This is a genomic window from Proteus vulgaris, assembly GCF_033708015.1.
Lineage (GTDB): Bacteria > Pseudomonadota > Gammaproteobacteria > Enterobacterales > Enterobacteriaceae > Proteus.
This window is the reverse complement of the sequence record NZ_CP137920.1, coordinates 917,786-932,992: the sequence shown is the minus strand read 5'-3', so window position 1 is coordinate 932,992 and position 15,207 is coordinate 917,786. Positions and strand designations below refer to the sequence as shown.

The following is a 15,207-nucleotide window of genomic DNA, read 5'->3' as shown; positions in this document are numbered from 1 at the left end:
TATCATGATTAAGGCATCGTTAAAATAATTGAGCCCGAACCAGAGAAATAGCCCGGTGCAACGCGACCATTTGTATGTAAAGTAGAACTTACTTTTACAGGCACTGAACCACCAGCAGGAACATTAATTATGCTTCCGGTCTCGCCTGGATAATCATCAAGAAATAAATCAGCATATAAACTGTTGTCTGAACGTAAAGGCACTCTCCCGCTATCTGAACCTGATGCAATAACCATGACTTTCATCGCTAAATTACAAGTAACATTGATATTCTGATAACGCTGGGCACCCTCTAAACTATATTCATCTATATCACCATAATTAAGGTTTACAGCGCCTTCTGTTATTTTGCAGGCACCAACAGGTGGCGGAGCAATACCACATAGTGATCCCGGTAATAAACGCCCACTCGGTGATATTCCACTTGAATTGGGTTGATAAAATAATCCCACACATTCCTGATTAGAATTTAAAGCAGGTCCTACGTGATCGGTCTTTCCTTCAAGTGGAAAGGAAATATTTCTTAAAACCTCCTCTCGAACTTCCGCTAAAGTACGCAACTTCTCAATTCTTGTGATGAGTTGTTTAGCTGATCCACCAGACCCATCAAGATCATGTTTATGGTTAATCGTTACATAACAAGTAGACCATCCATAACAAGGATTTAATGTTCCCGACGTTTCAGGATCCCAGCGCTGGATAACATAGGTATAGGTTGCATTTGAGGGTGTTCCTGTCGATTCGGTTATATAAGAAAAGATGGATGCCATCGCAGGTGCCGAAAACAGCAAACCGATTGCAATACATAAAGCCGGAAGTCGCTTTAATATGGACATATAAAACCTCAACCCTAATAATTAGTCATAATTCAAATGAAATGTGGCTATTGCACTAAATGGGCCGCGTTTAATGGATTGGTTAGCAATCGCATCCGGCTCCCCTTGAATAAAGGCATAAAAATTTAAAATCGTGTCATCCGCATTTAATGACATTTTGTCCGTTTCTTTATTAACCGGTAGCGCATTTCCATTTTCAGATTCCAGTCCAACCGCAATACCCGCGGCTTGACTGCTTGGGCTTATCGCTAAAAAACCTTGTCCTGCCATGGCTTGATTTTCATCCCCTTTAAAGGTGATCTTGACACTTTTACCAATCGTTAAATCACATTCAGACAAGCGTATTTGAAACAACTTGCTTGGTGTTCTTTGATACGCATAAAGGTTCTTGTCCGGAATATTGCCAAAATCTAGCTCAACGGTTTCGTCACCGGGCTTTATGGTGCAGGGCTCGTCAACTAATATGCCGTGAAAACGCATATTGTCCGGTGCTGAGAAAGCGGTTGATGTTAATCCCGTAAATGTGGCTAGCCCCAATATGAACGGGATCGATAATCTTTTAATATTCATCAATACGCTCCTATTGGTATTCAGCAAGCAGTGTTGCCGAAACTTCAAATGCACCTTCAGGTAAAGTGCTACCGGGTCTTTTAACGGGCACCGCTTGGATCACGGGGGGATTATCCGGTGATATCGCAATGCGTTCGTTTAATTTAAAAGGCTTACCATCTTGCGTAAGATGAATACCTAGATCTGGAATATTGGTTTGTAGCGCAGCTTCATCAAACTGTGTTTTAGGACCAATAACAGAAAGCCCTAAATCCCAACCTTTTAAATTTGGATCACAGACCAGTCGGTAATTCACCGATTCGGTATAGTTAATGCCATCTACTTTATGAATACCCACGTTGTGCCCAAAATAGACATCAATCAGTTCGTTATTGCTAATGACACAAGGGGGTGGCACTAATAAGGTGCCAAATAATTTCATATTAGGTGCGTCTGCGCTTATGACAGAATAAGAATTCAGTAATGCAATCAGACATAGGTACTTTAATTTATTCATCTTCTGACCTCTTACTGATAATCCACATGCAGTGTGCCACTTGCGACAAAATCACCACCCACTAAGACTTCATTCTGATTACGAACAGGGATCGCTTCTAATTCAGGTAAATTGGGATAGGTAAAATTTACCGCCTTTCCTAAATCTAATAGCTTTCCCTGATACAGAATACGCACTCCCAATCCCGTAATATTTGTTTGTAGCGCATTTGAATCGAACATAGTTGCACTGCCCGTAACATAAACTTTCATGGCATTCGTTGGCATTTTTTGGCATGTTGCGGTGTAGTGGATAGGCTCTTTATAACGAACACCATCAATGCGTGTACTCATCACCTCACCAAAATTAACTTCGATCATTTTGCCGTCATTAATTAAGCAAGGCGGTGGCGCAATGACATTCCCTGAAATATTGATATAAACAATTCCCGGAATAACATCTTTCACCGCTCTCGCGGGTAAATTCGCAACAGCAGTAAAACTTAGGCCTCCAGTAAACGTTGCCAAAATAAGACTCAACACTGCTTTGCTTGGGCTAAACCGCTGTTCCATTTTCATAAAATAGGCCTATTTAGTTTCCTGCTGATGTTTCTGTAACTTTGCATTCATTACCATTACAGGTGAATTTCATCTGTGGACGTCCACCATAATCATTGATGTAACTGAGTACCGGGGATGTACCAAATGCAGAAGTATGCAGATTTATCGTTCCTGTACTTTTAGGGGCAATCATGATCGGTTCAAAACCATCAAGGCTTTTTCCTTGTAACCCTGTTAGCCCATCCACTAATGTCACGTAATAAGGGGTGGGATTATTCACTTCATAACGATCACCTTTCTTTATTAAGGTGATTTTTTCCTGCCAAGGATGAGTAAGATCCGTTTGTGTGGCATAAATAGATGCTGGGCGATAAAACAACTTAATTCGTGTCTGTAATGCAATTTGCAATACATTGGGTTTATCACTACGAGGTGGAATTTCACGCAAGTTAAAATAGAAAACGCTTTCTCTATCTTGTGGTAATTTGGCAATATCCGGTAGTGACTGTACTTTTACTTGGCTTTTATCGCCCGGCTCAATACGCTGAATAGGCGGTAAAACTAATAATGGGCTGTCAATACGTTCTCCATTTTCATTTTCCATCCAACCTTGAGCCAAGTAAGGCAACTCTTTGTTTTGATTACTGACATTTAAGCTAATAGATTTATCGGCACCATTAAAAATGACACGCGTTCTATCTAAAGCAATCGCAGCAAGGGCTTGACTAGTAAAGACCATTCCAGTCAATAAAGTGGTTGTTACAATGAATAAGCGCTTTGATAACATCATCTTAAATTACTCTTTTTGTCTGAAATTATTTTTATGTTCCCTTCGTTCCTCACCTTATTGCGTAATCAGGTAAGGTTTAGGTAAGGGCTCTGCTCTTTGATTGATTGTCGAAGATGTTGCTTCACCCTCATTACAAGTCAGTAATAATGAAGATATATATAGCCCTTCAACTAATGTCGGAATGCGGACTTTGCACTGTTCTTGACCATTCCAACGAACACTCAATACATCATCACTATTGATCCCCGTCAGATAGACATTTCCACCATCATTAACAATGCCGAGCTCACGTCCCTTCTCCGTAGTGACACTGGCACCAAATGGTGGGTAAGTTCCATCTTGTAAGCGAATGACCGCCATGGCTTTTTGTCCCGAAACCACATCAAAGTGGCGGTAGCCTATTGCGCCTTCTGTTAGGGTGAGTTGTTGGATTGAGCGTAATGCTTCAGCGTTATCTGGCATCTGATCAAGGTCGATGCTGGCACTACTGCGGTAATAATCATTAATATCAGGCAGTACAGCTTTACCAAAAATATTGGTACGCGTAATCGCGCCGATACTTTTCACTGGTACATCTGAAATACCATCGGTATCAACCAGTAAACGAGTGCTACCAGTACGACTTGTACGGTGTAATGCACCACCTTTGGGTGTTAATGTTGCCCCACCTTGTAGTGATAAAGTGGCTGATGTGTATTCACCATTAATATGGCTCGCACTAGCAGTGACCAATGCCGCATCTGCATAATGCATGAGATAAGCATCGGCGGATGGTTTACCATTACTACTTAAACCTGCACCAACACGGTAACTACTATTATCATCAATGCGATCGTAATAACTGACATTATGAGAATTACCGTGTTTATTAATCACCGTGTTGTAGCTAATGGTTGCGCGATCGCTCCAAGGCATACTGACATTCATATAAACGCCATTATCATTGGTGCCATTAAATTTATTACGAAACGCCGACAAACTGAGGTTGATATTTTTAAAGCGACCAATATCCATCGTTTTGGCTAGTGACAAGTTATAGTTATCATTATTAGGCTTATTCCAATACGTCTGATGACTATAGTTTAAGTAGGCGCTCAATCCCCATTCAGGGAACTGCTTACTAAACATAATGGTATAAAGCTCTTTATTGTTATCTTCTTCACCACCACGATAACGGCGATCTAAGTATTGGTTCATACTCATAAAGTCACGTTCAGAGAATCGATAGCCTGCAAATGTCACCTGACTATTTATTTGTTCAAAACGTTTCGAGTAACTTAAACGGTAAGAACCACCGTGATAACGCTTGTTATCACTTGGAATTTTTGCCCAAGAGTGTGTCGCATCAAAAGAGATAGCCCCCAATACCATTAGGTCACGACCAATACCAGCAGAAACCGAGTTATAATCACCCGATACAAGAGAACCACCGTAAAGTGACCAACCGTTACTGATCCCCCACGAAAATTCACCCATACCAAAAATAGGACCTTCTGTATTGCGGTTCATATCCGACGGTTTACCCGCAGATAATTTATATTGCACTCGGCCAGGGCGTGTTAAATAAGGAATACTTGCCGTATCCATTTGGAATTCTTGAACAGATCCATCTTGCTCTTCAACACGTACATCTAATTTGCCACTCACAGCATCATTGATGTCTTGAATACGAAACGGTCCTGGAGCAACCTGAGTTTCATAGATCACACGGCCTTGCTGACTAATCGTCACTTTCGCGTTCGTTTTTGCCACTCCCGTTACTTCAGGAGCATATCCCCTTAAGTTAGGCGGCAACATATTGTCATCTGTAGATAAGTTAACGCCGGTAAAACGGAAGTTATCGAAAATGTCAGAACGAGAGTAAGTCTCCCCCATCACAAGGCGAGCCCCTAATTGTGTGATGGCTCTATAAAGATAAAGCTGGTTCCATTTCCAACTATTTTCAGTGCTATCAGGCATACCTGTTGTATGCTGGTAACTTGCTTGCCAATCGGCACGGAAACGCCAAACACCAAGGTTTGCTCCCACGGTTCCTAAGCCTGTCACTTGCTGGCGCTGTTTTCCTTTAGCAGGATCTGTCACGTTAGCATTGACGTTATAGTCAAAAAGTACGCCTGAAATACCCTGATCCCAACGAGAAGGTGGATCCCAGTTTGGCGCTGAATATTCAAGATATGCTTGAGGAATAGTAAGAATAAGGCTGCCATTTCCCAAACTTGGATTTATCGTCATTCCGGGAATAGAAGAGATATCAAGACAACTTCCATTATCTTGATATTTCACTTTTTCAACCCATTCAGGTTTGAGTCCTATTTGATGGATCAATTCTGGAGGTAAGCAAGCTTCGCTACCTTTTGGATCATTGGCTGGTACAACATAACTAATGTTGTAGAGTTCAGGGAGTTCATTATTATTCACACGAACAACAAACTCATATCGGCCGGGCATAATATAGCCAGCACGAGAGAAATCCGATAAGTCAATATTTTGCTTATCTTTTAAATCCAAAATATCGGCATTAAACTCAATATCACTATTTGCTAAAGCTGAACTTGAAATACTCGAAACACCAGTAAGAATTAAATAGATCAGTACAGCAACAGGCCGAATAGTATGTTGTTTTTTCTTTTTTTCCGTCCCTAAACCAACGGTTTTGAATGTTCTAACCATAAGTTATCCAACCCGATCCATTTAATAGTATTCCAGCTTAAATCGCAGCGTCGTTCGGTAATTTCCAGCTTTGGGTATTTCGTTATTTTTGACTATTCGCGCTTGGTAAAGTAATGCCATTGATTTGGAGTCAATACCAACAGGGGGTAATGGCTTACCTGGAATTGCTCTCCTACCATAACGATCAGCTATCGCTAATGACGCACCTCTTGCTTCACCAGAAAGTGCAAAATTACCATTCTCGTTAGAGGGACCTTCAAACGTTGCAATAAAACGAGGGTTGTCCGCTTCCTGACCTTTTTGTTCAATTAGCGTACATTCCGTTAATCTGATAGAAAAATACTCAATAGGTCCTTGCCCTTCAGTCGCCAGCATTGGAATAGAAACCGTTGTCAGTGGAATAACTTGTTCACCACTTCCTGCGGCAATCGTGCAAGATGGTTCTAAGATAGAGCCTGAAAGATTAAGTACCCCAAATCGCTGATGCATGTTTTTATCTTGTTTTACATCACTCGCTACTGCTGTTGTTATCAGTAAGCTGGCAATAAGACATGGCCATAGTGGTGTCATCTTGCGATTCATATTTTTCTCCGTAAGAAAAAAATCGTTAAAAATAGACACAGGAAATAGAGCGCTGTACATCCTTGTACAGCACTTATTTTTTCTTACTGATAAGTCAGTGCGAAAGTTGCGATTGCAGTGAAGTCACCAGGAACAGCAGCTTCTGCAGAAGAACCTTGTAAGTAAGCAGCAAAGTTCAGATCGTTATTACCATCACGTAATGTTTGAGCCGCACTTGGTGTGCCTAATTTGATTTGTTTACCACCCGCATCGGTAATAACCACAGCCGCATTTTTAGCGATACCTTCAATACCTAAAGAACCCGCTAAGATGTCTGCATCTTCTGAACCCGTGAAGGTTGTTTGAACAGTTTTATAAGTTTCTGTTGTGCAATTCTCTAAAGTAATTTTAAAATCACGAGAATTACTACGGCCACCGTCTTTTAATGAAGCAGTAGAAATTTGACCTAGAGGAACAGTTTGGTTTTCTGAATCAGGATGAATAGAACAAGGTGCATCGATAATTGAACCAACAAATTTAACTGTACCGTGACCTTGATCAGCAGCAAATGCAGAACCAGCAGCAACAGATAAACCTAAGCCAAGAACTAACGCTAATTTATTTAATTTCATCTTTTTGTTTCCTAAAATATAAAGGACGAAGACATTAAAAATAATAAATTCATTAGGAATGAATTATTCCTAAATGAATGACTCATTTATTGAGTTTTTGAATTTTGGTATACTTGTGCCCGTCCAAAACGAAATTAAATATCGTTAGAAACAAAACAAAATACACCAAATTGTTTTGTTAAAAATTTTCATCTCGAAAATAGACACATTTAGATAATCAAACTTTAAATATCAAAAAAAGAGTTTATTATTCTAAGTGTAAATACTATAATTTGTGAAAAAAGTAAAAAAAATTATTTCTGGATTTAAAACAAAGTAACCAATCGTGTTCGTTTTTTAAAATAATGATAAATATCAATATGTTAAATAAATGCAGATAAGTGGTGAATATTAAATTTGACTTAGGTGAGAAGCCAGAGAATAATAGTAAACAATTTGGTGTATTCTGTTTATTTCTCTAAAGATAACCAAATTCCTACCTATGCTCATTTTTTGCTTTTCCAATCAATCACTTTCATTTTCTAAAAATAAATAAACTTTCAATAAACTTGTTTAAAATGAACAAGTAAAAGTGTAAGCATAAAAAAAATACAACTCTTTATTGATGTATATTACTTGTTATAGTGATGCATCAATTGACATTTGTTCCTTGTTATCTCATTGAAAAGGTTATGAAAATGAAGCAGCGCAAGTTTCTTACACGTTTTGAGATCAATTCTATTTTGAAGCAAGCAAAGGAAGGGCGATACCCAGAAAGAGATTACTGTATGTTTTTAATGTGTTTTTTACATGGATTTCGCGTAAGTGAGTTATGTCATTTAACCTTAAGCGATATTGATTTGGAAAGTCGGATACTCTATGTCAGGCGTTTAAAAGGGGGATTATCAACAACGCAACCGATTATCGAAGAAGAGTATGAAGCATTGGTTAACTGGTTGAAAAAAAGGGAAACATGGAGAGAATCTGACTCAGAGTGGGTTTTTTTATCCCAAAAAACAGGTCCAATTTCGCGTCAGCAAGTATATGGGTTACTTCGCCGTTTAGGTAAAAAGGCTAATGTATCCATTACTCCTCATCCTCATATGCTACGCCATGCATGTGGCTATGCACTCGCTGATTTAGGTAGAGATACTCGTTTAATTCAAGATTATTTAGGGCATCGGAATATTTCACATACTGTTATCTATACTGCAAGTAATTCAAAACGTTTTATTCACATTTGGGAAGCAAGAAATTAACAATATTTATTTGTTTAATATATTCTCTAAGAATTAATACACTAAATAGAGTAGGCTATATTTTTTCAATAAGAATACAGTTAATTTTAATATAATTAAAAAATTTAGGAATTGTTTTATATTAAATAAATAATCGCGATTACAGACATTAATAATTTATTAATAACTGTTTTCTAGTTAAAGAATAATTCAACATAAGTATTCTTTTTTTGACTATCTTTATTGGAGATAAATAAATTTAATGTCAACCTTTATTTATTAGTAATATTAAACATTATTTGTTTGATTTTTAATCAAAAAAAGAAGAGTTTTACTTAAAGAGAATATCTATTCTTAAAAATTTATTCATTTGCATTGCATGCACACGCTGTCATATCACACTATCCCCTACGTCATTGTTTGGGGATAGTGATGAATTACCTTAAAAAAATACCATTATCCTTTTACGCAAACGACCTGTCTTAAGGTATGAACAACTTCAACCAATGATGATTGCGCTTTCATAACAGCATCAATATCCTTATAAGCCATCGGGATTTCATCAATCACATCTTCATCTTTTCGACATTCCACATGCGCTGTTGCTCGAATTTGATCTTCAACACTAAACGTTTTTTTCGCCGCGGTTCGACTCATTACACGTCCTGCACCATGACTGCATGAACAGAAACTTTCAGCATTTCCTTTTCCTCTTACAATAAAGCTCTTAGCTCCCATCGAACCAGGAATGATCCCCATTTCACCTTTTTGAGCTGAAACCGCCCCTTTTCGCGTCACAAGAACCTCTTCACCAAAGTGCATTTCCTTTTGCACATAGTTATGGTGGCAGTTCACCGCCTGTTGCTGTGTCGTAAAAGGTTTCGTTATTTGTGTTGATAATGCTGCCAATACGCGTTCCATCATAATTTCACGGTTGTGTCGAGCAAAATCCTGTGCCCATTCCACAGCTTCTATATAGTCATCATAGAAAAGCGTTCCTTCTTTTAAGTACGCTAAGTTTTTATCTGGCAAGTTAGCGATATGTTCTCTCATATCATCTTGTGCCATTTGTATAAATAACGTACCAATGGCATTGCCAACACCACGAGATCCACTATGTAGCATTACCCAAACATGATCAGATTCATCTAGGCACAACTCAATAAAGTGGTTTCCTGTTCCTAATGTACCAAGGTGACGATAGTTATTCGTATTGCGTAAACGTGGGTACTTATCGGTTAACACCTTAAAACGTCCTTCAAGTTGTTGCCAATGTTGATCAACAAGTTGAGGTGGGTTCTTCCATGATCCCTTATCATTCCCTGATTGATAACTTGTTCTTCCATGAGGAACTGCTTTTTCTATTGCCGTTCTTATGGCAAATAAATTATCTGGCAGATCATTTGCGTGCAATGAAGTTTTCACCGCAATCATTCCACATCCAATATCTACCCCCACAGCAGCGGGAATAATTGCGCCTTTTGTTGGAATAACACTCCCTATTGTTGAACCTTTTCCTAAGTGAACATCAGGCATCACCGCCATATGTTTGAAAATAAAAGGCATTTTGGCAGTATTAATCAGTTGCTTTAGCGCATCGGCTTCAACTGGCACGCCATTTGTCCACATTTTGATTTCAGCAGTTCCAGCTTCTTTTACTATTTGATGATCCAATATCATGCCTGTGCTCCTTTAATTTGTACTAATCCATTTAATACTTGGTCTAAACCGCCATAAACGGAAATCTTATCAATACGTTCTGCAATGCGTTCTACTGTTTCTAGCTCTTTTAATCGTAAGGCGACTGGATTGTTTTCCATGACTTTTGCCGTATTTAATAAAGAACGTGTTGCAGATGTCTCTTCTCTTCGACGAATAACATTAGCTTGAGCTGATTTTTCTGCCTCAACCACTTGCGCTAAAATCGTTTTCATTTCACCCGGTAAAACAATATCTTTTACCCCTAATGAAGCCACTTCAATACCATATCCTTTCGTCACTTCACTGATTTTCTCACTCACTAAGCTGTCAATTAGCGTTTTATTCTCTAATAACTCATCCAATGCTCTTGTTCCTACTGCTTCACGTAAAGCAAACTGCAACTCTTTATATAAGAACTCAAGAGGTGAACTCAGTAATTGATACGCTGAAAGCACATCGCTATAACGCCAACTCGCTGACAAATTAATACGTAATGTCACTTTGTCTTTTGTTAAGATCTCTTGGCCACTTACATCGAGTGTTTGTAAACGCATATCAACGACTTCAACATCAACTTTGTGTTGATAACGCCAATAACCTTTTGATCCTGGAGGCAATAATGATTGAGTTTCACCATTAATACGGATAATACCCGCATGCCATGCCGGAATATCCACACTTAATATACCTTCACTGCCTTTGACTGTTTGATTACGCAGTTTTGGATACTGCAACTTTTTAACCAAAGCGGGCGAAACTTCTAATTCATTGGCTGACAACACTTCCATTGAGCGTTGTGTATAATTCCAATAAAGACGCCGTGTGCTCGGCGCTAAGATCTCTTTGAGTGAGTCATTTTCATAAAGTAAGCCAATCTCTTCATCAGATAGCACAATATCAAAACAATATTGACTCACCCATTCAGGATGATACTGGCGTAAAAATTCAGCTTTCTCCCTTTCAATGGCTGGACCGTTTAACTCCACCAGCTCAACACTTAATTGGCGACGAAGATCGAAAAATTTATATTCACCAGCCGTGAGGACTTCAATATACTCATCATCCTTCTTTAATAAACCCAGTTGTCCTTGCTTCACTTTTATTGTTGTTCTTATCATCATGACTCCCTTATCTCTTCTTTATTAGCTTTCTTTTATTACTTTTTTATCGTGACTTGCTCTCCACGAACATACTTGGCGAAATCGAAGGGAAAACAAGAGAGGAACGATACTTTGTTTGTCTCTTCTTCTGCCTACAATCCAGCGTAGTCGCTGGTGGATAAGCAAGGTGACGGTACTGCTGTCACAACGATTTTTTATATTTAATTTTACATTTGGATTTGTAATGGTTTTGGTGTCAGGAATCGAACCTGAAAATAACCCTCTTCACCTACAGAGTCCCGATGTGGAGGAACACATTTAGATAACACCACAGAGTGTTCTTTATGTGCCTACCAGATTTAAAATCTGCTCAAGACACAAATAATATTGCCAAGATCGTGCCAAGTTTTGGTGATTTGCAAAAAATATTTTTAATTCATTGTTTTTGCTTATAAAAATATTTTTTACATAATTTTCGAACATTTATCCGTTGAATTAAAAACGATAAAAACTTATCTTTTTATCTACACTTTTATAAATATAGATAAGAAGATAAGTAGGGATAACTTAATGAAACGTAAAGTGGTGATTGGTGTTTTAGGCACAACATTAGATAAACGAGGTAAAAGTCATAAAAGATGGAACTCATGGCGTCCAACAATTTCGATTTGTCAGCAAAAAGATTTCCCCGTAAGTCGGTTGGTCATGCTCCATCAACCTAATGACTCTATGTTAGCGTCAAAAATCACTGAAGATATTCATACTATTTCCCCTGATACAGAAGTATTACCTTACGAAATTGATATTTGTGATCCTTGGGATCTGGAAGAGGTTTATAGTCACTTTCTTGATTTTGCAGTGAATTATCCATTTGATACTGAAAATGAAGAATATTATGTCCATATCACCACAGGTACACACATCGCTCAGATTTGCTGGTTCCTCCTGACTGAAGCACATTATTTACCTGCAAAACTATTACAAACCTCGCCTTCTTCTAAAACAGAAAATAAAGAGGACATCAAAACAGTACAATCAGCCACGGGCAGTTATGCTGTTATTGATCTTGATTTAAGCCGTTATACAAAACTAACGAGTCGATTTGAGCATTACCATAATGAGTCTCTCTCTTTCTTAAAATCGGGGATCGCCACACGTAATGAGCGTTTTAATACGTTAATTGCTCAAATTGAACGTGTTGCATTGCGCTCCGTGGCGCCCATCTTATTAACAGGCCCCACAGGAGCAGGGAAATCATTCCTTGCTCAACGTATTTATGAATTACGACAATCTCGCCATTTTGTAAAAGGTCGTTTTATTGCTGTTAACTGTGCTACTTTGCGTGGCGATAATGCTATGTCCACTTTATTTGGGCATGTAAAAGGAGCATTTACTGGGGCATTACAAACCAGATCAGGATTATTAAGAGAAGCCGATAAAGGAATTTTATTTCTTGATGAAATTGCAGAATTAGGACTTGATGAGCAAGCAATGTTGCTTAAAGCGATAGAAGAAAAATCTTTTTATCCTTATGGCTCAGATACTGAGATACAAAGTGATTTTCAACTCATCGCAGGAACACATCGTGATATGGACAAGCAAATTGCAAAAGGACTTTTTCGTGAAGATCTCTATGCAAGGATCAACTTATGGTCTTTTTCACTACCAGGTTTAGCCGATCGTAAAGAGGATATTGAGCCTAATATCGATTATGAATTGCATCATTTTGCAAAGCTTTATCAAAAGGCAATCCGTTTTAACGCTGATGCGAAATCACACTATATTCGATTTGCAACATCTGAACAGGCATTATGGCGTGGTAATTTCCGTGAACTTAGTGCTAGTATAACCCGAATGGCAACACTTGCCGAAAATGGCCGCATTACCCTTCCTCTTGTTGATGAAGAAATTAATCGTTTAAAACAAAATTGGGGGGTTGTTTCCTCTTCTTTATTTAATAGTACTGATATTGATCTTTTCGATCTGAGTCAACTCAATACAGTGATCAAAACGTGTCAGCAATCATCAACACTCTCAGAAGCAGGTAGAAAACTTTTCGCAGTATCAAGACAAAATAAAAAACAACCCAACGATGCCGATCGCTTACGTAAGTATCTTGCGAAATTCAATTTAAGTTGGGAACAAATTCGACATGGAGAATAGTATTTCATTATGGAGCTCACTTTTTTAGGCACCAATGCAGGCGTTCCTTCTAAAGATCGCAATGTCACGAGTATGGTCCTTGATTTACAAAATAAACAAAAAAGTATGTGGATGTTTGATTGTGGTGAAGCAACACAACATCAAATATTGCATACCCGTGTGAAATTACCGCGTTTAAATAAAATTTTTATTACCCACTTACATGGCGATCATATTTTTGGTTTACCGGGATTACTTTGCAGTCGCTCAATGGGTGGAACGGAAACACAGTTAACCGTGTATGGCCCTACGGGTATAAAAGCCTTTATAGAAACGGCGCTGACATTAAGTCAGTCCTATTTAACTTACCCGATAAATATTGTTGAAATTGATAAAGCGGGTTTTCTGTTTGAAGAAGAAGGTATGAAAGTCAGCTGTGAAGCACTTTCTCATCCTGTGCCTTGTTTTGGTTATCGTTTAGAAGAAGAAAACAAACCAGGTAAATTAGATGCAGAAAAGCTGAAAGCGGAAAATATTCCCGTAGGCTCTTGGTTACAAGACTTAAAGCAAGGCAAAACGATAACATTGCCAGATGGACGAATCGTTGATGGTAAAAACTATATTGGTGATGAAATAAAAGGCCGTTGTATTGTCATTTTTGGTGATACACAACCCACCCCAAATGCATTAAAGCTAGCTAATAACGCCGATGTTATTGTTCATGAAGCGACGTTTAAACATGAAATGGTAGAGCAAGCGAATAGTCGTGGTCACTCAACAACAGTACAAGCAGCACAGTTAGCAAAAGACGCTAATATCAAAAAGCTGATTATCACGCATATTAGTAGCCGCTATTCCCCTGAAGAGTGCGCTGAATTGCTAAATGAAAGCCAACAGATCTTTAGCAATACTGAAATAGCTTCTGATTTTGAAGTCGTTAAGTTGTAATTACGTTTTCACTAGATAACAATGGCGATATTATATCGCCACTGTTGTAAATCATACTTAACTCAGCATTGATATTATTTATCTATAACGTAGTCCGTTTTATCTTCCCATCTTGTAAAATAAAATTGACTTTTCCATCCCAAAATTCAGCTAAGAAAATATCTTCTGGCGTATCAATATGCTGATCCTTCATCTCTTCTTGAAGCCAAGCTTCATCTTTTTCTATTTGTGCTAATTCGGATGTTCGAATAACACCATCTTTCATGACAATAATCGAAGGCATTTTAGCACCATCGCATACTACGGTGATTTGTCCATCAGGTTCAATTTGTGCGTAATTGACCTCTTGAAACGAATGAATACCCTGAGCATGAAGACGAGACGTTATGTTCAAAATATCTATTTTATTCTTTTTCTCCATAATGTTTTCCATTATAAATTCGCCCTTCTTTATAATAGGAATAGGATTGCCAATGGTCACGGCTCGGAAAAAGTTAAATCGCTTACTAATATAATTAAGCAAAGAGATAAAACAGACACCTATTAAGAAAACGATAATATATTGATAAAGAGGGATTGCATCAGTGTAAATCACCCCCCCCATAATGCCACCAAGTACAAAATTACCAATAAAATCAATAGGTGTTAATTGAGAGAGTTGTGTTTTACCTGATAAATTCATATGGGCTAATATGATAGTAAAACCAATAATAAATTTGATAATAACCAGAAAATAATATTCCATATGCGTCTCACATTTCCAATAATCTCTACACTTATTATAAAGCAGAAAATCTTACCCAGATAAAAATCTGAATTATTTTTCATGGCATTTGACTAAGAAAAAACACTTAATATACTTAGGTTTGTTGATTTTAAAACTGACACTATACTTATTAAGATAGTTTGATAGTAATATCTTTTTATCAACACAATAACTTCTCGCCTTTACTACTACTTACGCGGGATATCACTGAATTGTTTTTGAACACATATTTTGGAGAA

General features: G+C 38.0%; 14 protein-coding genes. 3 read left to right on the top strand and 11 right to left on the bottom strand.

The window, feature by feature from the left end; genetic code table 11:
- Window positions 1–8: 8 nt before the first annotated feature.
- The 8 genes from SB028_RS04395 to SB028_RS04360 form a co-directional block, all read right to left on the bottom strand.
- Complete coding sequence (locus SB028_RS04395) at window positions 9–836, bottom strand: adhesin (RefSeq protein ID WP_069368452.1); 828 nt, start codon at window positions 834–836, stop codon at window positions 9–11.
- Window positions 837–857: 21 nt separating this feature from the next.
- On the bottom strand, window positions 858–1,406 hold the full coding sequence (locus SB028_RS04390; protein ID WP_023581061.1) for a fimbrial protein: 549 nt from the start codon (window positions 1,404–1,406) through the stop codon (window positions 858–860).
- 10 nt (window positions 1,407–1,416) lie between these two features.
- The gene (locus SB028_RS04385; RefSeq protein WP_069368453.1) at window positions 1,417–1,902 is read right to left on the bottom strand and encodes a fimbrial protein; all 486 of its coding nucleotides are present in this window, start codon (window positions 1,900–1,902) and stop codon (window positions 1,417–1,419) included.
- A gap of 11 nt (window positions 1,903–1,913) precedes the next feature.
- Window positions 1,914–2,459: a fimbrial protein gene (locus SB028_RS04380; RefSeq protein ID WP_077885116.1), complete on the bottom strand. Its 546-nt coding sequence runs from the start codon at window positions 2,457–2,459 to the stop codon at window positions 1,914–1,916.
- A 13-nt stretch (window positions 2,460–2,472) separates the two neighbouring features.
- Window positions 2,473–3,231, bottom strand: a complete 759-nt coding sequence (locus SB028_RS04375; protein ID WP_069368454.1) for a fimbria/pilus periplasmic chaperone — start codon at window positions 3,229–3,231, stop codon at window positions 2,473–2,475.
- A gap of 54 nt (window positions 3,232–3,285) precedes the next feature.
- Window positions 3,286–5,901, bottom strand: coding sequence for an outer membrane usher protein (locus tag SB028_RS04370; RefSeq protein WP_069368455.1), 2,616 nt, complete (start codon window positions 5,899–5,901; stop codon window positions 3,286–3,288).
- 21 nt (window positions 5,902–5,922) lie between these two features.
- Window positions 5,923–6,483: a fimbrial protein gene (locus SB028_RS04365; protein ID WP_069368456.1), complete on the bottom strand. Its 561-nt coding sequence runs from the start codon at window positions 6,481–6,483 to the stop codon at window positions 5,923–5,925.
- Between the two features lie 83 nt (window positions 6,484–6,566).
- Complete coding sequence (locus SB028_RS04360; protein ID WP_023581066.1) at window positions 6,567–7,094, bottom strand: fimbrial protein; 528 nt, start codon at window positions 7,092–7,094, stop codon at window positions 6,567–6,569.
- A 677-nt stretch (window positions 7,095–7,771) separates the two neighbouring features.
- Here SB028_RS04360 and mrpI point away from each other — a divergent pair.
- Complete coding sequence (mrpI, locus tag SB028_RS04355) at window positions 7,772–8,332, top strand: phase variation DNA invertase MrpI (protein ID WP_069368457.1); 561 nt, start codon at window positions 7,772–7,774, stop codon at window positions 8,330–8,332.
- Between the two features lie 435 nt (window positions 8,333–8,767).
- Here the strand turns inward: mrpI and SB028_RS04350 are convergent, their stop codons facing one another.
- Both SB028_RS04350 and SB028_RS04345 read right to left on the bottom strand, forming a co-directional pair.
- A complete protein-coding gene (locus tag SB028_RS04350; RefSeq protein WP_069368458.1) occupies window positions 8,768–9,991 on the bottom strand; it encodes an RtcB family protein in 1,224 nt (407 codons plus the stop codon).
- On the bottom strand, window positions 9,988–11,127 hold the full coding sequence (locus SB028_RS04345) for a slipin family protein (protein ID WP_128860390.1): 1,140 nt from the start codon (window positions 11,125–11,127) through the stop codon (window positions 9,988–9,990). The genes SB028_RS04350 and SB028_RS04345 overlap by 4 nt, the downstream gene beginning before the upstream one ends.
- Window positions 11,128–11,682: 555 nt before the next feature.
- On the opposite strand from SB028_RS04345, the gene rtcR reads away from it, so the two are divergent.
- Complete coding sequence (gene rtcR / locus SB028_RS04340; protein WP_069368460.1) at window positions 11,683–13,275, top strand: RNA repair transcriptional activator RtcR; 1,593 nt, start codon at window positions 11,683–11,685, stop codon at window positions 13,273–13,275.
- A 9-nt stretch (window positions 13,276–13,284) separates the two neighbouring features.
- Window positions 13,285–14,202, top strand: coding sequence for a ribonuclease Z (gene rnz, locus SB028_RS04335; protein ID WP_069368461.1), 918 nt, complete (start codon window positions 13,285–13,287; stop codon window positions 14,200–14,202).
- 82 nt (window positions 14,203–14,284) lie between these two features.
- Here the strand turns inward: rnz and SB028_RS04330 are convergent, their stop codons facing one another.
- Window positions 14,285–14,947 carry a DUF421 domain-containing protein gene (locus tag SB028_RS04330; protein WP_069368462.1) on the bottom strand — a complete coding sequence of 221 codons (663 nt, stop codon included), beginning with the start codon at window positions 14,945–14,947 and terminating at the stop codon, window positions 14,285–14,287.
- Between the last annotated feature and the right edge of the window lie 260 nt (window positions 14,948–15,207).

What these genes read in the sequence shown, in the direction of transcription:
- SB028_RS04385 (WP_069368453.1), bottom strand. Translation starts at nt 1,902, where the DNA reads ATGAATAAATTAAAGTACCTATGTCTGATTGCATTACTGAATTCTTAT.
- SB028_RS04330 (WP_069368462.1), bottom strand. Translation starts at nt 14,947, where the DNA reads ATGGAATATTATTTTCTGGTTATTATCAAATTTATTATTGGTTTTACT.
- SB028_RS04395 (WP_069368452.1), bottom strand. Translation starts at nt 836, where the DNA reads ATGTCCATATTAAAGCGACTTCCGGCTTTATGTATTGCAATCGGTTTG.
- SB028_RS04350 (WP_069368458.1), bottom strand. Translation starts at nt 9,991, where the DNA reads ATGATATTGGATCATCAAATAGTAAAAGAAGCTGGAACTGCTGAAATC.
- rtcR (WP_069368460.1), top strand. Translation starts at nt 11,683, where the DNA reads ATGAAACGTAAAGTGGTGATTGGTGTTTTAGGCACAACATTAGATAAA.
- SB028_RS04365 (WP_069368456.1), bottom strand. Translation starts at nt 6,483, where the DNA reads ATGAATCGCAAGATGACACCACTATGGCCATGTCTTATTGCCAGCTTA.
- SB028_RS04360 (WP_023581066.1), bottom strand. Translation starts at nt 7,094, where the DNA reads ATGAAATTAAATAAATTAGCGTTAGTTCTTGGCTTAGGTTTATCTGTT.
- SB028_RS04375 (WP_069368454.1), bottom strand. Translation starts at nt 3,231, where the DNA reads ATGATGTTATCAAAGCGCTTATTCATTGTAACAACCACTTTATTGACT.
- SB028_RS04390 (WP_023581061.1), bottom strand. Translation starts at nt 1,406, where the DNA reads ATGAATATTAAAAGATTATCGATCCCGTTCATATTGGGGCTAGCCACA.
- rnz (WP_069368461.1), top strand. Translation starts at nt 13,285, where the DNA reads ATGGAGCTCACTTTTTTAGGCACCAATGCAGGCGTTCCTTCTAAAGAT.
- SB028_RS04380 (WP_077885116.1), bottom strand. Translation starts at nt 2,459, where the DNA reads ATGAAAATGGAACAGCGGTTTAGCCCAAGCAAAGCAGTGTTGAGTCTT.
- mrpI (WP_069368457.1), top strand. Translation starts at nt 7,772, where the DNA reads ATGAAGCAGCGCAAGTTTCTTACACGTTTTGAGATCAATTCTATTTTG.
- SB028_RS04370 (WP_069368455.1), bottom strand. Translation starts at nt 5,901, where the DNA reads ATGGTTAGAACATTCAAAACCGTTGGTTTAGGGACGGAAAAAAAGAAA.